This is a genomic window from Undibacterium sp. GW821-FHT07F11 (assembly GCF_059418665.1).
This window is the reverse complement of record NZ_JBWKQH010000001.1, coordinates 618,853-643,215: the sequence shown is the minus strand read 5'-3', so window position 1 is coordinate 643,215 and position 24,363 is coordinate 618,853. Positions and strand designations below refer to the sequence as shown.

Sequence of the window (24,363 nt, the reverse complement as noted above, 5' to 3'; positions counted from 1 at the left end):
GTAGAACTCATCTCATCCCTATTGATGAAATGAGTTCTCTATTCAATAAATTCAGGCACACCATAGCGAAGGAGCATTTTCATGGCAGATACTCCCCCACTGAAAATAGTGCAAGGCACGGCTTTAAATGAACAGCAAAAGAAGGACTTGTTACACCGGCTGGCCAGGGTAGAAGGGCAATTGCGTGGCGTGCAAAAATTGATTGCCAAGGCGGCAGTGCCAGCTGATTGTGAGGCAGTGGCACAACAGATGTCAGCAGCACGCAAGGCGCTGGACCGGTCTTTTGTGACCTTGCTCACCAGCGCAGTTATCACCCATGCAGAAAAGGCCGAGACGACAGAAGAAGCCATCGCCAGCACCCGGCGTCTGGCGTCTTTGCTGGAAAAATTCGCCTGACCATGATGCACTAAACGAAAACGAAGCGCCGTATGTTCATTCAGGCGAAATCAGTTGCAGCACAAGGCATGCGCAAACTCAGGCAGCCTGCGTGGCTGGGCTTGTGTCTGCTGCTGTTGGCTTCTGCACTGTTCGCTGCTAGTCCCGGCATGGCGACAGAGACGGCAAAGCAGGAAAAGCTGGTTTTGCTGATACGTGAATTGCGCAATGAAGCTGGTGACATCGTACCCATACGTGATGAAATCCGGCAGTTGCTGAATTATTTTGAACATCAGCTGCAAATCAGATTTGAAATTCGCCGTTATCCCTGGACACGCTTATTAGTCAATGCCAGGACTGGTGAGGGCATCGTTTTTGGTCTCTCAAAAAACCGTGAACGTCTGCAGACTTACCAGTTCTCTGAAGCCATTTATGCCAACTATGTCTGGCTGGTGACACGTAGCGATGCCAGCTTTACTTATAACAATATGCTGGACCTGAAAGGAAAGACGGTTGGCGTCATCCGCGGTACCAGCTATGGCGATGAATTCGACAGCCAGCGCAATGTCTTGTTCCAGGTGGAAGAAGACGTAGGCTCACACGGCGCACGCTTGAAAAAACTCATCAATAAAAGAATGGATGTGATGATCTTTGGCGACCGCCGTGCCCAGGCAGACGAGGTCGAACAATTATTGATACGTATCTTGCGTAAAGAATCCAGCACCAGCGACAAAAGCCTGGAGCAAGCATTCAAAGTCTTACCCAAACCCATGCTGGTTGATGAATTGCATTTCGCTGCAACTGGTGTGCAATATGAAGAATGGATACGCAAGCTCAATGCAGCGATACTGGCAGGCAGAAAATCAGGCGAGATCGGCCGTATACTGATCAGTGATAAATAAGTAGGTGCCAGCGCTTACAGAATGAGGAACGTACGTGCAAGTTTCAATGTTTGAAAATATTTTCCGTAACCTGCCAGGCAATGCGAATTGGGTGGGTAGTTTTTATGAACAACTAACGGAACACGGCATATGGAATAAGAAAGAATTCTGGTTGTTGCATACCGATCTTATTCTAGTTGCAAATAAATTGAAAAATTCCGAATCAATAGATAAGCAATTGACATGGGCAATAGTCAAACTACAGTCCAATATCGATAGGTTATTTACTGCTCATTTTGATGAGAAAGATGTATTTAGTATCCTTAACATGAGCACTGGGGAACTGCACGCATTCAAAGAAAGGTTTGATCTGGCAGTAGTGGGTGTTTTTTCTGGAGAAGTTCTTCCTGAGAACTCCTTTGAGTTGGTCAACCCTCTTCTGTGATCAAGCCGCCATATGACGTGCCTGCCTTTGCGGCAAAGCCTTTGCCACTACTTCCCTGGCAGCTTCTTTCCTGGTCTGTCTTTGAGGGGCCGATGGATCAGCTTTGTTGCCTTGCTTGTGTATGGCTTGCCCGGCATAGTCCTGCGAAGCAGCAGCTTGCACTGCTTCACTACTTGCACCATGCACTTCCAGCAGCCACCTGTTGACGAGTGCGGCCAGTTTGTCGAGGGCGATGCGGTGGGTCGCATCGGTATTGACGAACAGCCAGTCTGACAAGGCCATGAAGTTTTCAAAAGCGGTATCTGCCAATATCAGGGGCAGGCTGTGTGAAAAACGTCCTGAATTGGCAATCATGTCCCAGTAACGAGCAAAGCGTATCAGCCTTTGCATGTCGCCAAAGGCGATGTCTTTGTTGGCCAGTATGGTGTAGGGCGGCTGCGGATCAAAAGCCAGTTGATAGGCTTCTGTGTGGCGGATAATCGGTGTGCCGCGCAGGCGTTTCAAGATACCGAACTGTATCTCATGTGGGCCCAGGGCCACCAGCTTGTTGAAGCCTGCGGCAAAACTCTCCATGGTTTCACCCGGCAAGCCAGCGATCAAATCCACATGCAAATGCGCGTGTGAATGTTCGCACAGCCAGCGTATGTTCTCGGCAGCTTTTTCATTGTTTTGCTTGCGGCTGATGAGGGCTTGCACGTCGGTGTTAAAACTTTGTATGCCTATCTCGAATTGCAGGCTGCCTTCAGGGAATTTTTGTATGCCCTCTTTCAAGGCATCTGGCAAATGATCTGGCACCACTTCAAAATGGGCGAACACAGGGTCATGCGGTGCTGCCTCCAGTTTGTCGAGAAAGAACTGCATGATCTTCAAACTGGTTTTGATGTTCAGGTTGAAAGTGCGGTCAACAAACTTGAACAGGCGTGCGCCACGTTGATACAGCACTTCCATCTCTTGCAGGAACTGGTCTATATCAAACGGCCAGGCCGTCTTGTCGAGTGCAGACAGGCAGAATTCGCATTTGAATGGGCAACCGCGTGAAGCCTCCACATACAGGGTGCGGTGACGGATGTCCTGGTCGCTATACAAGTGGTAGGGCAATTGTATGTCGGCCATAGGTGGTTGCAGACCCGCATGCACCTTCATCAGTGGTTGCGGGCCGTGCAGGATTTGCTGGCACAGGGCGGGGAAACTGACGTCGCCCCAGCCGGTAATCACATAGTCTGCCAGGCGTATGATTTCCTGGTCGCCGGTTTCATGCGATACCTCGGGGCCGCCGAGTACCACCACGACGTCAGGTGCGACACGTTTCAGGACAGCGACGATCTGCGTGGTTTCAACGACGTTCCAGATATAGACACCAAAGCCGACGATGAATTTTTCACCGGGCTGGCGCAGTGCCAGGATTTTTTCGACAATATCGGTACTGCGCGCACCAGTGACAAATTCCTGTATCCGCGTGACTGGCTGCAGCTCGCCCATATTCGCAAGCAAATAGCGCAGCCCCAGAGAAGCATGGGTATAGCGGGCGTTCAGGGTGGTCAGCAGGATAGTCATGGTGCGAAAAGGCGGGAGCAGCTAAAGTACGCTATTGTACGCCTCAACGGCAGGCATCCTGCCATGATTACTGTGCATCGTTGCGCGACGCCAGACGGCCGCGCATATGCTGGTGAAGAAACTTACTTATCTGGCATTGTATGCCTCAGGCCTGATTCAGCTGCAAATTCGGTCTGTAAATTCAGCCTGTATAAATACTACTTGTATGCAATTACTACTTATGACGGCGTCAGACTCAGTCAGTCAGGGCAGCAGTCAGCATAACGATAGTTGCCAGTATTTGAGCAAAAACGATAGCGGTGATCATGTATATTTCCTTGGTTGATTAAAAACAAGTTCATGATAAGAGAAGCAAACTTGTTAATCCAATCACATGATCAGATGTCTGTTATATGAAATGTGAATGTCACTGTTAAGTCATATTTCCAATTCACATGGATGTAATATCGCATCCCTTTCTCACTTTCAGCATGTATTCGCCTATATCTACAAGTCTGCAACCTGTGTTTTCTCATCGCTCATTCATGTCTTGCCGGATAGTGCAAGCACTGGTTCAGGCTGCTTAAGCCAGTCAGTCAGCCCCCTTTCCTGCCGTTTTTCTTCATCAAATTCTTCGACGTAAAAAACGTTGGAGAGGTGTTTTTGACACTTCAATCTCCGTTTCCTGCGTTTCGTCGCATGCCCCTCGCGGATTGACAGCGCAAGCTCTAAAGTACACACATCAACCAACCACAAAGAGGAAAACGAAATGAAAAACACAATCAACAACACATTCAAAACTGGCCTGATTTTGTCTACAGCATTGCTGACTGGCGCACTGGCAATCACTGCTGCTTTTACCCAAGGCAAAGCTGAAGCAAGCATGGACATCGCCAGCGTGACTATCTCTGCAAAGCGTATGACTGAAGAACAAAAACTGGCATTTGACGCAGCCCAGGACGTGACGCAAACAGTGCTGATCAGTGCTAAGAGAATGACTGCTGATGAAAAAATGGCGATGGATAGAGCTGAGCAATTTGAACGTCAGCAAGTGGCAGAAAAAGCCGCATCACGCAAACATGTTCAAGGCTGATCAAGATGTGTTTTTTGCGCGATAGTCATCGCCAAAACCACGCGGGATGTCAGTATTTGCAAACGGCTTTTTTCTTGACGACAGCCCGTTTTTAAAACAAAGATTTTCGACTTCATTATCGGCATCGTGCGGAAGTTTTTGTTTTGAAAATGGGCGTAGGAAATGAGTTCAGGGCCTGTTAACCATCATCCTTATCCTGTAAATGCAGCGCTGTAAAACAGCGCTGCATTTCTGCGTCTGCGGCCAGGCACAAATCTTCATCATCTGCGCTGATGACAGCGGCGTTGACCAGCAATCTGATTTTACTGATATCGCTTGCCTGTTTCAGCGCCAGCCCCAAATCCTGTAGTGGCCCATCATGACTGACCTGGTCTTTGAGTGCCTGCATGACGGCATCGGGAAAATCCCATTCTTTGGCAATGCGGTAAGACAGAATATGCGCCATATGTAAAAAACGCAGACGAAATTCTGTTGCCAGCGGCATGACTGGTGCCACCATGATTTGATCGAGACTTCGAAAGGCAATGATCAAGCCTATGTTTTGCACCAGCCCCGCCAGAAAAGCATGAAAACCATCAAGACCGCGCTCTTGCGCCAGCAGGCGGCAAGCCTGCGCACATTTTTCTGACTGTTCCCAGATCAGTGGTGCAACCACGCATGTAATACGACCCGACTGTAGCTGTATCAATGGCCGGAAAGCCGTGCGTGCCACCAGCATGCGCAAGCCATTGATACCCAACAGACGTATGGCGTTGTCCAGATTGCTGATCTTGTCTGCCGGGCTGTAGTAAGAGCTGTTCACTTCACTGATGATCTCGGCCAACAGGGTCACATCCTTGGCGATATGGTTGGCCAGTTCATCGACCGAGACATTTTCATTACGCAGGCTTTTCAGCAGTTGTGGTAGTACACTGGGCACGCGGGGTATGTGGCGGGTATTGCTGAAGTCTGCCCTGACCAGGCGGTCAAGTGCAACCAGCAAGGGCTTTTCTGCTCCATGCTGTATTTGTTTGCCATACTCACCCAGCAGCCAGGGGTAGAAACGCGAATCGACATCAAAGCCAGGCTGCCAGGCACCCTCTTCGGCTACGATGTCTTCCGGTGCGCTAAAGATAGTTGCTGCCTGCAGTGACTCTGCATCAGCTTTGGCCGAACCTATGCCCAGCCGCAAGCATAATCTGCGCAAAAAACTCAGCACTCTGCCTCCTGCTGAAGGCAGCGATGGCAAAGCGTCGGGGACAGCAGGACAGTCTGCAACATGTCTGAGCGCTCCTGAAGTTGATGCCTGTTATATTCGCATAAACCCAGCCTTGCATGCACACCTACCGCATGCTTTGGCCTTGATTATGTTACTTTGCTTTACAAGTTGTTGCATAAATTGATTAGGGCAAAAGCAGTCTGATTTTCTAAGATGAGGGCTTACCATTCCCGCTTGTTCGTCCCTGGAGTTTCACCATGTTCAAGTTATTTGCCCTTTCTGCACTTTGTCATCCAGCCCTGCAAGCATGTTCTGTATGCCTGGCGCTGGCACTTGCCGTGCCTGCAGCTTCAGCAGAGGCAGGCGCGCTGCGTGACAAAATCATGGAAAAAAGGCAGGAAAGAAAAGAGCAACGGGCAGAGCAGGTGGCTGAAAAGAATGAAATGACTGATACAGAGACAACAGACCTTGCCCCGCAAGGCTTACCTGCCGGTACCAAGGTCTTGCGCGATGTCGCCTATGGCAGTGACAAACGCCAGACCATGGACGTGTATCTGCCCGCGAATGCGGCTAGCCTAAAATCCATGCCTGTCATCTTCATGGTGCATGGTGGCGCATGGAGGACAGGTAGCAAGACTGCCCGTGGTGTAGTTGAAAACAAGGCTGCGCACTGGCTGCCCCAGGGCTATATTTTCATCTCCATCAATTACCGCATGTTGCCCGACATCAAACCGCTGGAGCAGGCCGATGATGTCGCCAAAGCCCTGGCGACCGCACAGAGCAAGGCAGCAGAATGGGGTGGCTCGCCCAAGCGTTTTGTCATCATGGGCCACTCAGCCGGGGCCCACCTGGTCGCCCTGCTCGCCAGTTCGCCCGCCATTGCGGCCAAGGCTGGTGCCTCTGCCTGGCTGGCAACCATCGCACTTGACAGTGCAGCCTACGATATCAACAAAATCATGGAACAAAAACATTACCGCTTTTATGATGAAGCCTTTGGTGCTGAGCCTGCCTATTGGCAAGCCAGCTCACCTACCCTGCAATTGAAACAGGCAGCAGCGCCCTTCGTGGCCGTATGCTCCAGCATCAGGCCAGACAAACCCTGCGCGCAGGCTGAAGTATTTATCAATAAAGCCAGGTCCCTGGGCATGCAGGCATTGTTGCTGCCGCAAAGCCTGAGCCATGCCGATATCAATAAAAACCTGGGTCTGGATAATGCTTACACAGCGGCAGTGGATAATTTCTTGAAGCCGCTCGTCATTGTCCAGACAGCTCATGACAGCCTATAACAACTCATGATCAAGCGTGGTGATATTTTCTGGGCAAATCCAGACGAAGAGCGTAGTGCTGTCCCCGGCCTGGCCCATCCGCATGTGGTTGTGCAGGATGATATCTTTAATCAATCCCGTATTGCTACCGTGATCGTCTGCGCCCTGACAAGCAATCTCAAGCGCGTAACGGAGCCGGGCAATGTGTTGCTGGAACTGGGTGAAGGTAGTTTGAACAAGCAAAGCGTGGTGGTGGTATCCCAGATTTCTTCCATTCCTAAAAATCAACTTGGTGAATTCATAGGTCATTTGTCTGACGAAAGAGTCTTGCAGATTTTGGCGGGGATCAGATTCCAACAGACTGCTTTCTTTTCGCGATGAAAGAAGTGAATGATTTATTTTGCGACCCTTACCCATTCTCCGCGGTCGCTAATTTATTTGAGTGATTATTTTATCTAGGACTTGAATCGTCCTAATTACTACATATGCTGACTCCACTGCATTAACACGCGCATAATTGTCATGGAGAAAAGCAATGAACACCCCATCCCTTGCCTTGGTTGGCGCTGCCCTGTTGGGTACTCTTGCTACGGCCAGTACTGCTGAAGTAGCTGGCAACACCATCAATACTGGTGAATGCTGCAATGTCTTAGAGTTGCGCCAGTATGTGACTTATCCGGGTAAGCGCGATGCACTGATCTCTTTGTTTGAGACGCATTTCATAGAAACCCAGGAAGAAACCGGGATACGCCTGCTGGGGCAATTCCGTGACGTGAATGATCCCTACCGCTACACCTGGCTGCGCGGCTTTCGCAATATGGAGGCGCGCAAGCAAGCCCTGGCGGATTTTTATTCAGGCAAGACCTGGCAGACGTACCGTAATGAGGCCAACGCGACTTTGTATGAAAACGACGACGTACTGTTGCTACGTCCCGCTACATCCGCCAGCGGCTTTATGCCGGGATCGCGCACACGGCCTGCGCCAGGTAGTACAAGCCCACGTAGTGGTTTTGTGGTGGTAACGGTTTACCATTTTGCCCAAGAAGTGCAGCCTGAATTCATCAGCAAATTCAACGAGCAGCTTATGCCCATGTTTGAACGCCATGGCGCACATGTCATGGGACGTTTTGTCAGTGAAAAAAGCCACAATACATTTGAGCGTTTGCCCGTACGTGAGAATGTGAATGTCTTTGTCTGGTTCGCTGCCTACCCTGACCGCGCAGCGTATGAAAGCTATCTGCAACGTCTGGCTGCTGATGCGCAGTGGCGTGACCAGGCGTTTGCTGATTTGTATAAATCGCTGCGACGCTGGCCAGAGATCCTGATGCTTGAACCTGCTTCACGTTCACTCTTACCTTGAAATGAGTTCTGATCATTTAGGTTGATAATGCACACCACCTGCAAGATTGACTGCGCGGACCTTGTCATGCAGGTTCGTATGTAAGCTGCGCAAGAGACTACCTTCTTCATCGTCCTGTCCCAGGTGCCAGAACATGGCACCGGCCAGCTTGTATTTTTTCAGGTAAGCGACTTTATAGGCGAAGGACTGTTCATCGTCATAGCTGATCAAGATTTTCTTTTCAGCGTTATAAATCCAGGGCACCTTGGTCTCGTTACTGAAATAGGATTTGTAGCCCAGGTTGGCGGCCAGGAGTTTCTTGATTTCGCCATAGCCAGGCGTGCGTGGATCCTTGCGTGCGGTGCAGGCATCGCACCCTGTCAGCAAGCCGGGGTCGCCTGTATATACATCACCGGCAGGCGTGACAAAGGGCTGATACAAGCCCTGATTGCTAGCTTCAACCTTGAAGTAAGCCCGTCCGTAAAATGGCAGGCCCATGACCAGCTTGCTGGCAGGCACACCTGCATGCAGGTGCTGTTGTACTGTGGCATCCACTGTCAATGCCATGGGTGAAGGGAAACGCTTTTCCAGTTCTTTTTGCGTCAATGCCGGTTTGAAAGACAGCGTGCGCAAAGGGTTTTCAAACATGGGTTCACGCGTATCGCCAAACAGGTGGGCATTATGGTTGGCCAGTTTTTCCCATGCTCCATTGAAGTCATAACTCATGAGATTAACGTAATCAACCTGCGCAGCGATTTGCGGCAAATGCAGATAGGTGCGTGCCATGCTGAAAGCGCCGCCAGCGACAGCAATTGACAATTGATTTGATGGCTTGGCCTGCTTCAGTTGCAAGCGCATTTCCTTGAGCAAGGCGACAAAGTTCTGTGCATCTTCAGCACGTGGGTATTCCCAATCCAGATCAAGACCATCAAAGCCGTATTCGCGCATGAAGCTGACACATGATCGCGCCATTTTCTTGCGGTTCTCTGCTGTCGCAGCTGCTTTGCGGTAGCGCTCGGCCGTGGGGCTATCATCATTGGTATAAGCCCAGCCACCGATGGAAAACTGCAAGCGCAAATCAGGATTATGTTTTTTCAGATCATGCAATGCATGAAATATCTTGCCTGCGGCCTGTAGATTGGTACCCTCTTCCAGCGCACATTTCCCATCCTCGCTTAGCGTCAGGAACGAGAAATTCAGATGCGTGAGCATGCGCGCCTTGTCTGCCGTGATGGCAGATACCGGGAATGCGACTTTACCCTCGTCGTAATGATTGATATTTTCTTTGTCCAGTGCGTAATACGCCATGACCACGGGCTTACTGACTTCTTTCGCCAGAGTGGTAAATGCGGAACATAAGGCCAGCATACCGAACAGGCATGACAGCAAGGGGCGAGGAGTAGAGGACGTGATTTTCATGCTCATAGCATGCAAGCGTGGCCAAAATGGGTCAACAGGTTTTTACTTCTTGCCAAAGTTGAACATACCACTTGCATGCGCGGCTTGTAAGATAAGCATACCAGTCCACTATAATACCAGACTGGTATGGCATACTATATGCCTACTTTGAAGGAAAACCGCATCATGACAACAGAAGAACGACTGATAGACCTGGAAATACGCCTGACCCGCCAGGATGATCTGGTCGATACCCTGAACACCCAGGTATATCGCCAGCAAAAGAAAATCGATGAACTCGAAGCGCTATGCACAGCGATGGCCGCACGCTTACGGGAAGTGGCAGTGGCTGCCAGCCAGCGCACTGCCGTGGTGGATGAGAGACCGCCGCATTATTGAATGCCAAGTTAAGACACGGGATGCAGTGTACGCAAATACGCATAGTCCTTGCACCGCATCCCCCATACCTTAAATAAGGTCTATTTAAAACTAATCGCCTTATTCAATTTTGCTATCACGTCATCTGGTACGTTCTTGCTGCAAATAAGATATCTCTCCCCACCGTCAGGCATATCGCTTGCCTTGAACTGGCTGAACTTATCCTTCGCCATATTGGATTGCTCAATCAGGTAATTTGCTTCTTCTGGTGCTGCAAACATCAGGTCGGCTGACTTGCTGGCAACCAGTTGCAGCATCTGGGTGTTGGTACCATTGGAAACTACCGTCTGTGGTTTGATTTTTCCCAGTGCTGCATCTATGTAATGGCCGTAAGAAAATTTTTCCTTGATGAGTATCTTGATGCCTGGCATGGTCAATACTTCTTCCAGCTTGGCATTGTCCTTGATCTTGAAACTGCTGTTGACGATCATGACAGCAGGTTTGTCGCGATACAAGGCTTTGCTGAACTTGGCGAAACCTTCACGTTCTTCGGTTTTATACCAGCCTATGGCACAGGTTTTTTGCGTATTTTCCTGCACCATGGCCAATTGGCGGTTGGGAGCCGTTTTGGCCCAGGTGAATGCCACACCAGCACTTTTGAAGGCATTGGCTGCAGGACTTGCCGTCAAGCCTGACGCGGAACCATCCGGCTCTTCGACTATATAGGGTGGCCGCACATTGTAGTTAAGAACGATCTTGTCGTCAGCCTGGCTGCTGGTGGTAACAGCCAGCGCAGCTAGCGCACAGAATTGAAAAAGAGCTTTGTTGTTCATATTGGTCTCTCAAAATGTGATTGCATTAAAAGTTTTGCCAACTGCTTTTCAACAACTTCCCAACACTTTTTACATCCTAGCCGACAAAGCCGGATAAATCCATGTGCGCTTTTGCTATTTTATTGCAGCAGATCTTGCAGCGCGCGTGCTACTACCTTGGTCGCCCGCCTCAAGTCTTCCAGGTTCAAACGCTCATCTGCGCGTTTGGCATGTGATTCCAGTACAGTACGTGGCCCTGCACCATAGATAACACCAGGTATGCCTGCTTCAGAAAACAGACGCACATCCGTATAGAGCGGCGTACCCAGTGCAGGAATCGCTTCACCAAATACTGCGCCGCCATGCTTTTGTATCGCTTCCACTAGCGGTGTATTCCCCGGCAGTGGACGCATGGAATTAGCCAGCAAGATGCGTTTGACATCCACACTGATGCCGGGCAGTTCAGCCGCTGTATCACTGATGACTTTGCGCAAAGTCGCTTCGACTTCTGCCGGATTTTCTTCCGGTATCATGCGGCGGTCCAGTTTGAAAGTGACGCGGCCAGGGATGACATTGGTATTCGTGCCACCTTCTATCGTCCCCACATTCAGGTAAGGATGGGTAATGCCTTCGACTTTCGATGTAACCTGTTTGTACAGGGTATTTTGTGCATACAGGGCATTCAGGATCTTGACTGCAGCCTGCAAGGCATCGACACCAGAATCAGGGATTGCTGCATGGGCCATCTTGCCGTGCACGGTTACTTCCATCTGCAAACAGCCATTGTGTGCTGTGATGACCTGGTAAGAAAAACCAGCAGCAATCATCAGGTCAGGCTTGATCAGATGATGCTTGAGCATCCAGCCCGGGCCAACTTCGCCACCAAATTCTTCATCATACGTAAATAACAACTCCAGTGTGCCTGCTTTTGGTTTGGCCACTGCTTCCAGTGCCCTCAAGGCAAAGGTATAAGTCGAGAAATCGCATTTACTGACAGCAGTGGCACGGCCATAGATATTGCCGTTTTCTATTTCACCACCATAGGGGTTCTTGGTCCAACCTTCGCCTGGTGGCACCACATCGCCATGGGCATTCAGCAGCACAGTCTTGCCAGGGCCGTATTGACGCCGCACCAGCAGGTTGGTAATGCTTTGCAGGCCAGCTGCTTTGACTTCACGGTCTGGCACTACATGTTTTTCTGCTGTGATGCCCATGTCCTGCAGCAGGTCAGCGGTGCGTTCTGCATGTGGGGTGTTATTGCCGGGAGGCGTATCGGTCGGTACGCGTACCAGTTCTTGCAGGAATTTGACCTGCTCGTCAAAGTGGCTGTCTACCCAGGCGTCGAGTTGTTCGTAGTTGTTCATGTCTTGTACTTTCTAAATTTTTTTGATTTACTTGGCACCAGCCTGGAACCAGGCACCGACGACTGCACGTTCTTCTTCCGTCATTTGCGTCATATTCCCTATAGGCATGGCCTTGAGTTGCACGGCCTGCATATTGACCTTGACCGCATTCTGCTTGATCTGTTCTGGCGTATCGAGCTTGATACCTGCCGGTGCAGTAGCAAAGCCAGGCTGCGTAGGTGCGGCTGCATGGCAGGATGCACAACGTTGCTGGATAATGCCCTGCACTTTAGTAAACTGCGCTGCCTCAGCTTCTGCCGCCGACAGGGCCGGGTCAGGTGCCGCCACCTTGGCTGGCGGCTTGGGAGCAATCGCAATCGCCACTGCCAGCAATAAAGTCACGCCCGCCGCAGGATAAGCCCAGTTGGTAATACCCTTGTGGCGCAGGTTGAAAAAGTGGCGTATCAAGACACCTGCCGCCATGATGGTCGCCAGCACCAGCCAGTTGTACTCATGGTTATAGGTCATTGCATAATGGTTGCTGATCATGATGAACAGCACCGGCAAGGTGAAGTAATTATTGTGTACGCTGCGCTGTTTGGCTTTTTGGCCGTGTATGGGATCTGGCGATTTACCCTGTTGCATGGCTTCGACCAGTTTGCGCTGGCCGGGGATGATGAGCATCAGCACATTACCCACCATCATCGTGCCTATCATGGCACCGACGTGGATATAGGCAGCACGACCACTGAGGAACTTCGACAACACAAACGCCGCCGCCACAATGAATACAAACATGATGATGCCCAGCAAGCCTTCACGCTTGCCCAGCGGTGAGCGGCACAGCAAGTCATACACAGTCCAGCCCACCAGCAGCGTGCCCAGGCCTATGCCTATGGCTTGCCAGCTCGTCAGGTCAGCCACTGACTTGTCTATCATCATGGCAGAGGCATTGAAGTAATAGACGATGAACAGCATCGCAAAGCCAGACAGCCAGGTGGCATAGGCTTCCCATTTGAACCAGTGCAATTCTTCTGGTAATTCTTTGGGGGCGATCAGGTATTTTTGCGGGTTATAAAAACCACCACCATGCACGGCCCACAATTCACCGGACACACCCTTGTTGGCCAGTTCAGAACCGGGTTTGGGTGGACGGATATTATTGTCGAGCCAGACAAAGTAAAAGGATGCGCCTATCCAGGCTATCCCTGTGATCAGGTGCAGCCAGCGGACGATCAGGTTCAGCCACTCAGTGCCATACGCAAGTAAAAAAGCTTCCATGTTTTCTCTCATGTTAGAAGCTCGTCTGCCTCCGCGGGGCTCTTCAGACGAGAGGGATATACAAAATCCCAAATCGGTCGCGAACCGTGAAGCTCCGCTGCGACCAGTTTAATAAGCTCCAAAAACATCATTCTCGGGCGCATTACTGCGTTGCAAATACTCGCAATACCGACGTATTGCTGCGTTTTGCGCCTTGTACTGCATCCCGATGTTCGTTTTTTAAGCTTATTTTAAAAACCAATTCAGTGCTAAAAAACCACAACCTGTATCTATCTGCCGCAAATGTCTCCTATTGTCGCAGTTAGACCAAGGGCAGGTAACGTTGATCCAGCATCAATAGCAAAAAACTTGGTGAAGTCTGGTAACGATAAACTTTTTCCCTACAAACTTCATTGAAAACGAAGTATATTAAAAATACAGATTTCGATATACGTTTGAAGATAGGCATCAGCATGGCACAACTACCCAATCATCTCGATCTGCATCTGATACGCATTTTGTATCTTTTGCTCAGTGAGAAAAACGTCTCGCGCGTGGCATTGAAGCTTAACCAGCCCCAGCCTTCGATTTCTGCCTCGCTACGCAAACTGCGCGAGCTGACTGGCGATCAATTGCTGGTACGCGGTGGCCGTGGCATGGTGCCTACCCCGCATGGTGAAACCCTGCTCAAGCCTGCCAAACGCATACTTGATGAAACCGAGCTCTTGTTTGAACGCAAGGTCCCCTTCGTCGCCCAGCAAGAGAGCAAGACCTTCCACATCGCTGCGCCAGATTCCCTGCATGTGCAATTCCTGCCCAGCGTGGTAGAACGTTTGCGGCGTGAATCCCCCAAAAGCCGCATCGTCATCCATGGTCTGGGGGCAGAAGTCGATTATGTGCGTCATTTGTCTGACGGTGACCTTGATCTGGTCATCGCCAACTGGGATGAGCCGCCGCAACACCTGCACCTGTCCAAGCTGTTTGAAGACCCCATCGTCTGCGCCATGCGTGCCGACAGCCCTTATGCCAAGCGCACCGGCACTGACGATATGACGCTGGAAGACTACCTGAGCCTGCCGCATGTCGCGCCTTCGCAACTCTTGTCCGGCTATCACGGCGTGATCGATGCGCACCTGGAACGCCAGCACCTGCGCCGCAATGTCGTGGTCGAATCCGCCTACTTTGGCCTCATGCCGCATATGCTGGCGCAATCCGACATGGTGCTGACGACAGGCAAGCAATACCTGAGCTTTTATGAAAAAAGCCTGCAACTAAAGACTTTCAGCATTCCCATCAAGTTCCCACCACTGCGCTTTTACCAGCTCTGGCATGAACGCGTACATCATTCACCAGAACACAGATGGCTGCGTGAGCAGATCGCCCAGGCAGCCAAGTCTTTGATGTCCAAATAATCCTGATCGATGCAGGGGCTTAACTGCCCCTGTAAGTTGAATAGGCCCATGGCGACACTACCAGCGGCACATGGTAATTCTGGCTGGCATCAGCCACACCAAAAGCCAGGGTCACGCGGTCTATGAATTTGGGGCTGGGCAGGTCCACGCCCTGCTTGTCGAAATAATCACCTGCTGCAAACACCAGCTCATACAGACCGGGTTTCAGGCTGTCGCCCTCAAGCAGTGGAGCATTGCAGCGGCCATCATGGTTGGTGGTCTCGGTCTTGAGCAAAGTTTTTTCGCCTGCATTGACGGCATATAACTCCACCTGCACACCCACGCCGGGTTTGCCAACTGTGATATCCAGCACATGTGTACTGAGCTTTCCCATACTGATCTCCTATATTGATGACTTGAAATGCGCTATCAGCCAAATCTTATACTGCCAGCAGTCTATCAATATACTATCGAAGATATACAGATCATGAAGACAGCAGCACATCGCAGGCCGGAATTGGGCTTAAGCTTCATCATCATGCCGGGACAACACCGGTCACATTAAAGCATAGGCACAATAATAGGCACAACGCCTGACCAATTATGACGACAACTCTGGACCACCTGAACCACTGCAGCACGCAAGACTTTGTGCACATCCTGCACGGTATCTATGAACATTCACCCTGGATACCTGAACGGGCTGCTGTCAGCCGCCCTTTTGTCAGCATCACTGCTCTCAAGCTGGCCTTGCAAACCGTGGTCAGCCAGGCGACAGAAGCAGAACAACTGTGCCTGATCCGTGCCCACCCCGAGCTGGCAGGCAAGGCCGCGATCGCAGGCGAGCTGACCCGTGAATCCACAGGCGAACAGGCCAAGGCAGGCCTGACCAATTGCAGTGCAGAAGAATTCGCGATACTGCACAAGCTCAATGCCGACTACAACAGCAAGTTTGGCTTCCCCTTCATCCTCGCCGTCAAAGGGCCGGATGGCAAGGGTTTTACGCGGGCAGCCATCATCGCCACCTTCCAGCGCCGCTTTAAAAACCAGCGTGCAGATGAGCTGGCAGAATGCCTGCGTCAGATAGGCCGCATCGCCGAACTGCGCCTGAATGACTTGCTCGAACACACTCTGCAATTTGGCAACACCATCATGCAATGGTCAGAAACCCTGGCTGCCTGGAGCGATGATGAAGATGGCCTGACCTGCGCCTACATGACACCCGCGCACCAAAAAACCGCAGAGCAACTGGCAGCCTGGATGCGTGAAGCTGGAATGCATGTGCATATCGACGCGGTCGGCAATGTGGTAGGCCGTTACCTGTCTGATGCGACAGATGCCAAGACCCTGCTGACCGGTTCTCACTATGACACCGTCTGCAACGGTGGCAAATACGATGGCCGCGAAGGCATCTTGCTGCCCATCGCCATCGTCAAATACCTGAACGAGAGAAATGAAAAACTGCCTTTCAACTTTGAGATCATCGGCTTTTCTGAAGAAGAAGGCGTGCGTTTCAAAAGCACCTTCCTGGGTAGTAATGCCGTCATCGGCCAGTTTGACCTGGCCTTGCTGGACAAGACAGATGCTGACGGCATCAGCATGCGTGAGGCACTGACTGCCGCCGGGCATGATGTCAAACAAATCCCGGCCATCGCACGTGACCCAGCACAGATACTGGGCTATGTAGAAGTACATATAGAACAGGGCCCGGTCTTGCTGGGCCGTGACCTTCCCGTGGGCATAGTCACTTCCATCGCTGGTAGTTGCCGTTATCAGGTACAACTCAAAGGTGTCGCCAGCCATGCTGGCACCACACCTATGAGCATGCGCAAGGACGCCGCTGCTGCTGCCGCAGAAATCATTTTGTATGTAGAGCAGCGTTGCGCGAATGGCACGTCCCTGGTCGGGACAGTGGGCCAGTTACAGGTGCCAAATGGTTCTGTCAATGTCATACCCGGTTCCTGCAATCTGTCACTGGATATCCGTGCCGCTGACGATGCCACCCGCGACGCTGCGGTGAATGACATCCTGGAAAAGATAGAAGCCATCTGCCAGCATCGCTATATTGAAGTGAACATCGTCAAAGCCGTATCCGCCCCGGCAGCCCCCTGCGCCCCATGGCTGATGCAACAACTGGCAGACGCTACGCAAAGAGCGGGTTTGCCAGCCTTTGAATTGCCATCAGGCGCAGGCCATGATGCCATGGCGATAGCCAGGATGACCGATGTTGCCATGCTGTTCACCCGCTGCGGCAACGGCGGCATCAGCCACAACCCGCTGGAAACCATGAGCGCCGACGACGCAGAAGTCTCGGCCCAAATTTTGCTCGATTTTTTAAGGAATTTTAAGGGGAAATCTTAATACCGAAAAGCTCACCACAAAGGTCTAGTTTTTCAGTTCAACAAACCAGGATTTCTGGCGCCACTTTCAGTATTGCCTGCTTCAGCTTCGCAATGAAGACCTGATGCAGGGCAAAGACTGAGCTTGAGCCTGCTGCCATGTTTGCGCTTGATAGCGCTGCATGGTTTGAGGCGACGCAAGAATATGCTTTCACAGGCATTTTTTTACGACGCAGATCAATCCTGACGAGATGTCTTCTTCCAGTTCGTGGAGGTTGCACTTCGTCAGGCAGCAGTAAAAAGCGCAGTCGGACTATATGTTTCGGCTGTATTTGTAGCCGCTCTTTGTGACGACATCATCGTCATGAAGGTAAACCAGGAGTCTTGCACATGATGCATTCTTCTCACATCCCGATTACCAGTCGCTTCAATCTTTAGCATTTCAGTATGAGCATTTCCAGCCATCACTGAGAACAAGTTCCGTCAGAGAACCCAGCAGTGATGTGTCACAAACCAACCATCCAAGCAAGGAAGAGACGATGCAAACAGCGATACACCCGGTAGATGAAAAGCTACCAGCAGCAAAATTATTCACTCTGGGCATACAACACGTGCTGGTGATGTATGCCGGGGCGATAGCCGTGCCTCTCATCATCGGCGGCGCATTACATTTACCCAAAGATCAGATAGCCTTTCTCATCAATGCCGACTTGTTCTGTTGCGGCCTGGTGACCCTGATACAGGCGCTGGGCATCTGGAAGTTTGGCATACGCATGCCTGTCATGATGGGCGTCACTTTTGCGGCAGTAGGCCCCATGGTGGCAATGGCAGGCAACCCCAGCCTGGGCATACTCAGCATTTATGGGGCAGTGATTGCCTCTGGTATTTTTGGTCTCATCATTACTCCCTTCATGAGCCGGGCGGTCAGGTTTTTTCCACCTGTTGTCACCGGCACCATCATCACCGTCATTGGCATTACCCTCATGCGCGTGGGTATCAACTGGGCAGCAGGTGGACAACCGATGATCTTTGATGCGGCAAGCAAATCCATGCAGCCCAATCCCAATTATGGTGCGCCTGAAAACCTGGCGATTGCCTTTTTTGTGCTGGTCTCCATCATGGTCATGACGCGTTATCTGCGCGGTTTCTTGGGCAATATCTCGGTCTTGCTGGGCATGGTGCTGGGCTTTGTCGTCTCGCTGGCGCTGGGCAAGGTCAGTTTTGATGGCCTGGGCGAGGCAGGCTGGTTTGCCTTCATCATGCCCTTCCAGTATGGCATGCCGACTTTTGACCTGGGTGCCATCATAGGCATGTGCCTGGTCATGATCGTCACGATGGTGGAATCGACAGGCATGTTCCTCGCCCTGTCTGAACTCACAGGCAAGCGCATCAGCAATGAAGAATTGGCCAATGGCTTGCGGGCTGACAGCCTGGGTACAGTCATAGGTGGTGTCTTCAATACTTTTCCCTATACCTCGTTTTCACAAAACATAGGCCTGGTCGGTGTCACTGGTGTTCGCAGCCGCTATGTCTGCGCTGCTGCGGGCGTTATTCTGGTGGCGTTTGGCATGTTCCCCAAAATGGCGCATGTGGCGGCATCGATACCAGTGTATGTGCTCGGTGGCGCAGGCATAGTCATGTTTGGCATGGTGGCGGCCACCGGTATCAAGATACTCGGTAATGCCGGGCTCAATCACCAGCGCCACAACCTGTTCATCGTTGCTGTCAGCATAGGCGCGGGCATGATACCCCTGGTTGCGCCGCAGTTCTTCTCGCACTTGCCGCACTGGCTGGGCACAGTAGTCGATAGCGGCATCTTGCTGGCTACCATCGCGGCAGTGACGCTCAATCTGTTTTTCAACGGTCAGGGTGCTGAGTCTGAAGCCAAGGCGTTTGCCATGGCTGCTGCCCACAGTTCCGACCACTAATTTTCTCTGTTACTTTATTTGTTATGGCCAGCTTACTTATCAAAAATGCCCGCGTTGTCGTCACCATGGACGACACGCGCCGTGAAATCAGCAATGGTGCGGTATACATCATCGACAATGTCATCGCTGAGGTGGGCCTGAGTGCAGACTTGCCGCAAACTGCCGATGAAGTCATTGATGCGGCTGATCATGTCGTCATGCCTGGCCTCATCAATACCCATCACCACATGTACCAAAGCCTGACGCGTGTCATACCTGCGGCGCAAAATGGCGAGCTGTTCAACTGGCTGAGCAACCTCTACCCTATCTGGGCCAACCTGACACCAGAAATGGTGCAGGTATCGACCCAGGCTGCGATGGCAGAGCTGATCCTGTCTGGCTGCACAACGAGTAGCGATCATCTCTACATCTACCCGAATGGCTGCCAGCTTGATCACAGCCTGCAAGCCGCGCAAGAGATAGGCATGCGTTTTCATGCGGCGCGTGGTTCCATGAGCGTGGGCCAGTCAAAAGGTGGCCTGCCGCCAGACCGTGTGGTGGAAGATGAAGCCAGCATACTGCGCGACACACAACGCCTGATAGAGACTTATCACGACAGTAGTCGCCACGCCATGCAACGCATCGTCGTGGCACCCTGCTCACCATTTTCTGTTTCACGCGATCTCATGCGTGAATCAGCAAAACTGGCGCGCAGCTATGGGGTATCGCTGCATACCCACCTGGCAGAAAATGCCAATGACATCGCCTACAGCCGCGAGAAATTCAATATGACACCAGCAGAATATGCCGAGGATTGCGGCTGGGTAGGTCATGATGTCTGGCACGCCCATTGCGTACAACTTGATGATGATGGCATCTACATGTTCGCCCGCACAGGCACAGGCATTGCCCATTGCCCTTGCTCGAATATGCGTCTGGCGTCTGGTATCGCACCCATACGTAAAATGCTGGATGCCGGTGTCAGTGTCGGCCTGGGCGTCGATGGCTGTGCCTCGAATGATTCCGGTCATATGCTGGGCGAAGTCAGGCAAGCCATGCTCTTGCAACGCGTGGGTTTCGGCCCCGATGCCATGACAGCCAGACAGGCGCTGGAAGTCGCCACCCTGGGTGGGGCCAAGGTACTCAATCGCGACGACATAGGCGCACTCAAACCCGGCATGTCAGCTGACATCGTCATGTTCAACCTGAAGCAGATAGGCTATGCCGGTGCCTGGCATGATCCGGTAGCTGCACTGGTCTTCTGCACACCATCGGATGTGGCTTATAGCATTATCAATGGCCGGGTTGTGGTGCGTGATGGACAAATCACGTCGATAGATTTACCAATAGTGATGGAAAGACATAATCGTCTTGCCCATCAACTGGCTGAGGCAGCACGTTGAGCTGATTTTGCTCGTCCCAGGTGCTGACAGTGGTATAAAAGTACCGCTGTCAGCATCAATTTTAGTGAATCCAGAACTTGCTGGTATGCTATGAGTCATAGACCTTAATAACTCATGCATGAACAAACAGACTATTTCAAATTCGCTTGAAACCGAAGAACTGCAAAAACAGTTTTTTCACTCCCTTACCCTGGGTACAGGCAGGGCGATGTTGCTCTTGAAAGCGCATCCACAAATAGATTTCTCTTTGCAGATACTGGCTGCGACCATTAACAATCTAGCCTATGACAAACAATGTGAAGGCAGCAGAGCAGAATATCTATACAGCCTGATCAGGCGATCACGGCAAAAAGATGAGCTGATTCGCACCATCATCAAAAAGTTCAGCGTTAAAAAACGTAATGACTATGGCATGGATCAGTTAAGTGATCTCGTCCTGTATTTCCATCAGGATGGTATAGCCAGAGCAAAAGAGGCTTTGTTAAACAGATTTGAAAAGTCCTTCAGCAATGGCTATGAGCTTTATGCGCGAGATGTGCTGCTGGAAATCGAAGGCATGGCAGGTCTGATCATGGCTGCTGAAAAAGTGGGGCAACTTCCAGAGCAAGAAAGAGCAGATTACGAAGATCGCTGGCGTGTCGATGACTTTCAAAAAGAAAATAAATCTATCGATGTGTATGCGGAACTGGCTAAAGCCGCTGGGCAAAATGCAGCTATAAAAAACTATCTTGATTTGATCTTGTCGGTTGAGTCAAGAAAGAAATACAGGCGCAGTAAAATTGTGCCGTATACCCTTGCAGATATTGAAGACATCGTCGATGAAGATAGCCGGTTTCCACGATTCTGGCAATATCGTATTGAGGGTATGAACCCGGCAGATATAGAGCAAGTCGCGAGAAATATTCTGGCCGAAAAAGATGGCAACAGGAAAAATAGATATCTACGCTTCTTCGACAAAAAAAATTTCCATTTGATTATGCTCCCTTGTTGGAACTGGCGAACAAAAAGAATATTAAAAAAAGTCGCCGGATAATGAATGCTGTGAATGCACTCAGTTATTTCAAAGCTGATGATATCCGTACACTGGCACTTAAAAAATTTTCCAGTGAAAAAACACCTTGGGATTACTTGAGGTTGCTGATCAACAATTATCAAGTTGGTGATGCGAAAATTTTACTGGAGATCATACAACGCTCAGACAATTTTCATCACATACATGATCTGGTAGCTGGCCTGATTGATATTTATGATGCCAATCCAGACCCTGAATGCAAGGCACCGCTCGAAGCCATGTACTACGGCATGAATTGTGCAATGCATAGATGGAGCGTGATAGATCTGCTAAATAGAAATGGCGTACTTTCTGACGAGATTGTGGAAGAGCTTGCTTATGATACGGATGAAGATTTACGAAAATTATCACGTAGCATAAAACGCTCTCGCTCCAAAGTTGAGGCTTAGCGATGTTTATCTATGAGCAGTCTATGAGCCCAGCTTTGCCAGAAAATCTCATTAACACAGAACATATTGTGACTATGCATGGTGCAAAATAACTATTTAAAATTATCTGAAACTGAGGATTTGCAAAAGCAATTTTTTCACGCCCTACACCTGGGTACAGGCAGGGCGATGCTGCTTATGAAAGCTAATCCGGATGTCGATTTTTCCAAAAAACTCATTGCGGCATCCATCAAAAATCTTGCGAATGATCCTCAGTCTGAAGGTAGCCGGGCCGATTACTTGTATCCATTGATCAGGCGGGCCAAAAATAGAGCCTTGATAGAGAAAGCGGTAATTCAAAAACTTAAAAATAAAAAATCTGGAATATTCGATCTGAATCAATTGTGTGACCTTGCAATGAACTTCTATCAGGATGGAAATCTTCATGCCAGAGAAATTTTTCTTGAGCGCTTCGACAAATCTTTCCATGCCGATTATGAGTTTTGTGGCGAAGAACAAATCTTGAAGATGGATGGATTGCAGGGCTTATTCAAGTTGGCTGAAAAAATAGGAAAACTTCCTGAAGAAGATAGATCCTGGTATGAATATCGTTGGTACATTGATGATCTCCAAAAAGAAAATCCGCATTTGAACGTATATGCAGAGCTTGAAAAAGCAGGGCAAGAGAATCCTGATATCAACAACTATTACAAACTGATTGCTGCCATTGAACCTGTAAAGCCTTCGCTCCGCAAAGTTGCTCTAGCTTATAAAGTAAAAGATGTGGAGGAGCTTATCAATCGTCCAAGCAAGCGCGTCGGGTTTAATCGCGACCGTACGCTGAGGATGCCACAGCAGGAGATAAGTGCCGTTGCCAGAAACTTCCTTGATGAAAAAGATAAACTCAGAAGATTCAGGTATCTGCGATTTTTTTATGCGACCAGATTTCCTTTTGATTATGCGCCTCTGCTAAAAATTGCGAGCGGTAAAAAAAATCATCAGACTATGGCAGTGAATAATGCCGTGCTGGCGCTTAGCCATTTTTCTGGCGATGACATACGTTCCCTGGCTTTGAAGAAACTGCAGGAAGAGAGAATCCCCTGTGAGTACCTGCATCTGCTCGTCAGTAACTATCAGGCCGGAGATGCTGAAATGCTGGCGGAAATAATAGGGCGAGCAAAAAATTTTGATGAAGTACATCTACTGGTACAAGGCATCGTTGCCATATTCAAAGCGAATCCCGGGGCTGATTGTAAGGCGCCGCTGGAAGCGATGTATTACAGCATGAATTGCGCAATACACAGACGGGACTTGATAGAACTGCTGAGCGATAATCAAGTGCTGTCCGATGAAATTCTGGAAGAACTGCCCTATGACTCGGATGAGGGTGTGCGAAAATTATGCCGAAAAATAAAACGCCAGCGCAGTGCTGTTGTGATGAATCAGGATAAGACGGTTTGATCCCGGTTTGCATGCATATCCAACATGCATGCAAACCCAGTTTAGTTTGCTAACTCAAGCTGCGATAGCTGCTCTGAGTGCACTTCTTTCTTGTTCAGTAAAATCCAGGGTAGTTAAATCATCATTGAGCATGACGACATGTGGCGTGCCAACGAGCCTGACTGCCAGTGCCATATCTTGTTGATGTGGCAGGAACAGGGGAGCCTCCTTCTTGCGCATGATATGACGAAGTTTTTTCTTCGTGCCATCTATATCGGTTTCAAAAAATACTGTGCGTCCGTTTTGTATATCTTTGACTTTAACCATGACCGGCTGTATGCCTGGCTTGCTTTTAATCACGCGGTTAAACAGATGGCTTAGCCAGGCGGCGTACATGCAACCGAAAAACATGAAACCGAACAACAGGGTAAAAGTCAGTATCATGAAAAAGCGGTTGGTGATATGTTCAGTCGCCATTGTGGTCGTAATCATGCTGGGGTTGGATCTGGACCTGACAGCTTCAGTGGACATGGATGGCTGGAAGCTGACAAACCAGAAACTGTGCTTGATCTCTTGTGCTACGCTGTCTTGTGGTGTTGGCAGGTAGCGGATTTTGACATCGCAGTCGATAAAGATGACTTTGCGGCTCTTGCAGCTACCATGAATTTCTGCACGTTCATCCACGACAGGGTCCTTGGATACCTTGTAGTCATACAAAAAATCCGGCACCGTCATATAGATCAGGCCGACCAGAAAAAGCAGCCCGACCATGGACAGGCCTATCAACATCAGCACCCCCTGTTTCCCGGTTGCGAGTATCTGCATGCGTCGTTTGGGAAAGACACCGCTGATGGACGCAAGTTGTGCTTCCGCAGTAGTACCGCGTGTTTGAAATTGTGTCTGGGACATGTCCGGCTTTCCTGGCAGTATAAAGATACTTCTGTACGCAAATTCGCAAGCGGGAAGTATCTGAAAATCAGATGGACCGGGGTAGGATTATTTCAATTTTTTACACTCAGATTATCAACTTGAAACTGTGATTGTCATTCAGCAACCAGTATATTTGCCGGTGACCAAATGGAAAAGTGTCAGTGTTGATAAATCGGCCCTGAAAAGGCCAGTT

The 24,363-nt window shown here is 50.2% G+C and carries 23 protein-coding genes; 15 read left to right on the top strand and 8 right to left on the bottom strand.

The genetic code is table 11. From position 1 onward, the window contains the following. Positions 1 to 81 precede the first annotated feature (81 nt). From AC07OI_RS02725 to AC07OI_RS02715, 3 genes are read left to right on the top strand one after another with little or no spacing between them, the layout of a single operon-like run. The gene (locus AC07OI_RS02725) at positions 82 to 396 is read left to right on the top strand and encodes a metal-sensitive transcriptional regulator (protein WP_495256217.1); all 315 of its coding nucleotides are present in this window, start codon (positions 82 to 84) and stop codon (positions 394 to 396) included. Positions 397 to 428: 32 nt separating this feature from the next. Then, complete coding sequence (locus tag AC07OI_RS02720; protein ID WP_495256216.1) at positions 429 to 1,277, top strand: substrate-binding periplasmic protein; 849 nt, start codon at positions 429 to 431, stop codon at positions 1,275 to 1,277. A gap of 46 nt (positions 1,278 to 1,323) precedes the next feature. Beyond that, positions 1,324 to 1,701, top strand: a complete 378-nt coding sequence (locus AC07OI_RS02715) for a hypothetical protein (RefSeq protein WP_495256215.1) — start codon at positions 1,324 to 1,326, stop codon at positions 1,699 to 1,701. Here the strand turns inward: AC07OI_RS02715 and AC07OI_RS02710 are convergent, their stop codons facing one another. Next, a complete protein-coding gene (locus tag AC07OI_RS02710; protein ID WP_495256214.1) occupies positions 1,702 to 3,255 on the bottom strand; it encodes a B12-binding domain-containing radical SAM protein in 1,554 nt (517 codons plus the stop codon). 748 nt (positions 3,256 to 4,003) lie between these two features. On the opposite strand from AC07OI_RS02710, the gene AC07OI_RS02705 reads away from it, so the two are divergent. After that, positions 4,004 to 4,327 (top strand): hypothetical protein, encoded by a 324-nt coding sequence (locus AC07OI_RS02705; protein ID WP_495256213.1) that lies wholly within the window; start codon positions 4,004 to 4,006, stop codon positions 4,325 to 4,327. Between the two features lie 178 nt (positions 4,328 to 4,505). Here AC07OI_RS02705 and AC07OI_RS02700 read toward each other — a convergent pair whose 3' ends face one another. Further along, positions 4,506 to 5,525: an HDOD domain-containing protein gene (locus AC07OI_RS02700; RefSeq protein WP_495256212.1), complete on the bottom strand. Its 1,020-nt coding sequence runs from the start codon at positions 5,523 to 5,525 to the stop codon at positions 4,506 to 4,508. A 257-nt stretch (positions 5,526 to 5,782) separates the two neighbouring features. Between AC07OI_RS02700 and AC07OI_RS02695 the strand changes: the two genes are divergently transcribed. The 3 genes from AC07OI_RS02695 (at position 5,783) to AC07OI_RS02685 (ending at position 8,150) form a co-directional block, all read left to right on the top strand. Then, positions 5,783 to 6,811, top strand: coding sequence for an alpha/beta hydrolase fold domain-containing protein (locus tag AC07OI_RS02695; RefSeq protein ID WP_495256211.1), 1,029 nt, complete (start codon positions 5,783 to 5,785; stop codon positions 6,809 to 6,811). A 6-nt stretch (positions 6,812 to 6,817) separates the two neighbouring features. Then, positions 6,818 to 7,171, top strand: coding sequence for a type II toxin-antitoxin system PemK/MazF family toxin (locus tag AC07OI_RS02690; RefSeq protein WP_495256210.1), 354 nt, complete (start codon positions 6,818 to 6,820; stop codon positions 7,169 to 7,171). A gap of 154 nt (positions 7,172 to 7,325) precedes the next feature. After that, positions 7,326 to 8,150 carry an NIPSNAP family protein gene (locus AC07OI_RS02685; protein WP_495256209.1) on the top strand — a complete coding sequence of 275 codons (825 nt, stop codon included), beginning with the start codon at positions 7,326 to 7,328 and terminating at the stop codon, positions 8,148 to 8,150. A 12-nt stretch (positions 8,151 to 8,162) separates the two neighbouring features. Here AC07OI_RS02685 and AC07OI_RS02680 read toward each other — a convergent pair whose 3' ends face one another. Continuing rightward, positions 8,163 to 9,548: a glycoside hydrolase family 18 protein gene (locus AC07OI_RS02680; RefSeq protein WP_495256208.1), complete on the bottom strand. Its 1,386-nt coding sequence runs from the start codon at positions 9,546 to 9,548 to the stop codon at positions 8,163 to 8,165. 138 nt (positions 9,549 to 9,686) lie between these two features. Between AC07OI_RS02680 and AC07OI_RS02675 the strand changes: the two genes are divergently transcribed. After that, complete coding sequence (locus AC07OI_RS02675) at positions 9,687 to 9,926, top strand: SlyX family protein (protein WP_492707715.1); 240 nt, start codon at positions 9,687 to 9,689, stop codon at positions 9,924 to 9,926. Between the two features lie 80 nt (positions 9,927 to 10,006). Here the strand turns inward: AC07OI_RS02675 and AC07OI_RS02670 are convergent, their stop codons facing one another. The 3 genes from AC07OI_RS02670 to AC07OI_RS02660 all read right to left on the bottom strand — a co-directional run bounded on the left by AC07OI_RS02670 (position 10,007) and on the right by AC07OI_RS02660 (position 13,341). Further along, complete coding sequence (locus tag AC07OI_RS02670) at positions 10,007 to 10,738, bottom strand: substrate-binding periplasmic protein (RefSeq protein WP_495256207.1); 732 nt, start codon at positions 10,736 to 10,738, stop codon at positions 10,007 to 10,009. 119 nt (positions 10,739 to 10,857) lie between these two features. Next, positions 10,858 to 12,081, bottom strand: coding sequence for a M20 family metallopeptidase (locus AC07OI_RS02665; protein ID WP_495256206.1), 1,224 nt, complete (start codon positions 12,079 to 12,081; stop codon positions 10,858 to 10,860). A gap of 27 nt (positions 12,082 to 12,108) precedes the next feature. Beyond that, on the bottom strand, positions 12,109 to 13,341 hold the full coding sequence (locus AC07OI_RS02660; RefSeq protein ID WP_495256205.1) for a urate hydroxylase PuuD: 1,233 nt from the start codon (positions 13,339 to 13,341) through the stop codon (positions 12,109 to 12,111). A gap of 452 nt (positions 13,342 to 13,793) precedes the next feature. Between AC07OI_RS02660 and AC07OI_RS02655 the strand changes: the two genes are divergently transcribed. After that, positions 13,794 to 14,732: a LysR family transcriptional regulator gene (locus AC07OI_RS02655; protein ID WP_495256204.1), complete on the top strand. Its 939-nt coding sequence runs from the start codon at positions 13,794 to 13,796 to the stop codon at positions 14,730 to 14,732. A gap of 19 nt (positions 14,733 to 14,751) precedes the next feature. Here AC07OI_RS02655 and uraH read toward each other — a convergent pair whose 3' ends face one another. Then, positions 14,752 to 15,105, bottom strand: a complete 354-nt coding sequence (uraH, locus tag AC07OI_RS02650; protein WP_422940329.1) for a hydroxyisourate hydrolase — start codon at positions 15,103 to 15,105, stop codon at positions 14,752 to 14,754. A 209-nt stretch (positions 15,106 to 15,314) separates the two neighbouring features. On the opposite strand from uraH, the gene AC07OI_RS02645 reads away from it, so the two are divergent. The 6 genes from AC07OI_RS02645 (at position 15,315) to AC07OI_RS02620 (ending at position 23,261) form a co-directional block, all read left to right on the top strand. Then, on the top strand, positions 15,315 to 17,072 hold the full coding sequence (locus AC07OI_RS02645; RefSeq protein ID WP_495256203.1) for an allantoate amidohydrolase: 1,758 nt from the start codon (positions 15,315 to 15,317) through the stop codon (positions 17,070 to 17,072). Between the two features lie 517 nt (positions 17,073 to 17,589). Continuing rightward, on the top strand, positions 17,590 to 18,978 hold the full coding sequence (locus AC07OI_RS02640) for a nucleobase:cation symporter-2 family protein (protein WP_495256202.1): 1,389 nt from the start codon (positions 17,590 to 17,592) through the stop codon (positions 18,976 to 18,978). 23 nt (positions 18,979 to 19,001) lie between these two features. Then, the gene (locus AC07OI_RS02635) at positions 19,002 to 20,360 is read left to right on the top strand and encodes an 8-oxoguanine deaminase (RefSeq protein ID WP_495256201.1); all 1,359 of its coding nucleotides are present in this window, start codon (positions 19,002 to 19,004) and stop codon (positions 20,358 to 20,360) included. 118 nt (positions 20,361 to 20,478) lie between these two features. Continuing rightward, the gene (locus AC07OI_RS02630; protein WP_495256200.1) at positions 20,479 to 21,393 is read left to right on the top strand and encodes a hypothetical protein; all 915 of its coding nucleotides are present in this window, start codon (positions 20,479 to 20,481) and stop codon (positions 21,391 to 21,393) included. An 8-nt stretch (positions 21,394 to 21,401) separates the two neighbouring features. Further along, on the top strand, positions 21,402 to 21,821 hold the full coding sequence (locus AC07OI_RS02625; RefSeq protein ID WP_495256199.1) for a hypothetical protein: 420 nt from the start codon (positions 21,402 to 21,404) through the stop codon (positions 21,819 to 21,821). A gap of 78 nt (positions 21,822 to 21,899) precedes the next feature. Further along, entirely contained in the window at positions 21,900 to 23,261 is a 1,362-nt protein-coding gene (locus tag AC07OI_RS02620) for a hypothetical protein (RefSeq protein WP_495256198.1), read from the top strand. A gap of 54 nt (positions 23,262 to 23,315) precedes the next feature. On the opposite strand, the gene AC07OI_RS02615 is transcribed toward AC07OI_RS02620, so the two are convergent. Continuing rightward, positions 23,316 to 24,149 (bottom strand): hypothetical protein, encoded by an 834-nt coding sequence (locus AC07OI_RS02615; protein ID WP_492704135.1) that lies wholly within the window; start codon positions 24,147 to 24,149, stop codon positions 23,316 to 23,318. Positions 24,150 to 24,363 lie beyond the last annotated feature (214 nt).

Bases quoted from the DNA above. Each gene is read 5' to 3' on its own strand.
- AC07OI_RS02725 (WP_495256217.1), top strand. From the start codon at position 82: ATGGCAGATACTCCCCCACTGAAAATAGTGCAAGGCACGGCTTTAAAT.
- AC07OI_RS02720 (WP_495256216.1), top strand. From the start codon at position 429: ATGTTCATTCAGGCGAAATCAGTTGCAGCACAAGGCATGCGCAAACTC.
- AC07OI_RS02715 (WP_495256215.1), top strand. From the start codon at position 1,324: ATGTTTGAAAATATTTTCCGTAACCTGCCAGGCAATGCGAATTGGGTG.
- AC07OI_RS02710 (WP_495256214.1), bottom strand. From the start codon at position 3,255: ATGACTATCCTGCTGACCACCCTGAACGCCCGCTATACCCATGCTTCT.
- AC07OI_RS02705 (WP_495256213.1), top strand. From the start codon at position 4,004: ATGAAAAACACAATCAACAACACATTCAAAACTGGCCTGATTTTGTCT.
- AC07OI_RS02695 (WP_495256211.1), top strand. From the start codon at position 5,783: ATGTTCAAGTTATTTGCCCTTTCTGCACTTTGTCATCCAGCCCTGCAA.
- AC07OI_RS02690 (WP_495256210.1), top strand. From the start codon at position 6,818: ATGATCAAGCGTGGTGATATTTTCTGGGCAAATCCAGACGAAGAGCGT.
- AC07OI_RS02685 (WP_495256209.1), top strand. From the start codon at position 7,326: ATGAACACCCCATCCCTTGCCTTGGTTGGCGCTGCCCTGTTGGGTACT.
- AC07OI_RS02680 (WP_495256208.1), bottom strand. From the start codon at position 9,548: ATGAAAATCACGTCCTCTACTCCTCGCCCCTTGCTGTCATGCCTGTTC.
- AC07OI_RS02675 (WP_492707715.1), top strand. From the start codon at position 9,687: ATGCCTACTTTGAAGGAAAACCGCATCATGACAACAGAAGAACGACTG.
- AC07OI_RS02670 (WP_495256207.1), bottom strand. From the start codon at position 10,738: ATGAACAACAAAGCTCTTTTTCAATTCTGTGCGCTAGCTGCGCTGGCT.
- AC07OI_RS02665 (WP_495256206.1), bottom strand. From the start codon at position 12,081: ATGAACAACTACGAACAACTCGACGCCTGGGTAGACAGCCACTTTGAC.
- AC07OI_RS02660 (WP_495256205.1), bottom strand. From the start codon at position 13,341: ATGGAAGCTTTTTTACTTGCGTATGGCACTGAGTGGCTGAACCTGATC.
- AC07OI_RS02655 (WP_495256204.1), top strand. From the start codon at position 13,794: ATGGCACAACTACCCAATCATCTCGATCTGCATCTGATACGCATTTTG.
- uraH (WP_422940329.1), bottom strand. From the start codon at position 15,105: ATGGGAAAGCTCAGTACACATGTGCTGGATATCACAGTTGGCAAACCC.
- AC07OI_RS02645 (WP_495256203.1), top strand. From the start codon at position 15,315: ATGACGACAACTCTGGACCACCTGAACCACTGCAGCACGCAAGACTTT.
- AC07OI_RS02640 (WP_495256202.1), top strand. From the start codon at position 17,590: ATGCAAACAGCGATACACCCGGTAGATGAAAAGCTACCAGCAGCAAAA.
- AC07OI_RS02635 (WP_495256201.1), top strand. From the start codon at position 19,002: ATGGCCAGCTTACTTATCAAAAATGCCCGCGTTGTCGTCACCATGGAC.
- AC07OI_RS02630 (WP_495256200.1), top strand. From the start codon at position 20,479: ATGAACAAACAGACTATTTCAAATTCGCTTGAAACCGAAGAACTGCAA.
- AC07OI_RS02620 (WP_495256198.1), top strand. From the start codon at position 21,900: ATGGTGCAAAATAACTATTTAAAATTATCTGAAACTGAGGATTTGCAA.
- AC07OI_RS02615 (WP_492704135.1), bottom strand. From the start codon at position 24,149: ATGTCCCAGACACAATTTCAAACACGCGGTACTACTGCGGAAGCACAA.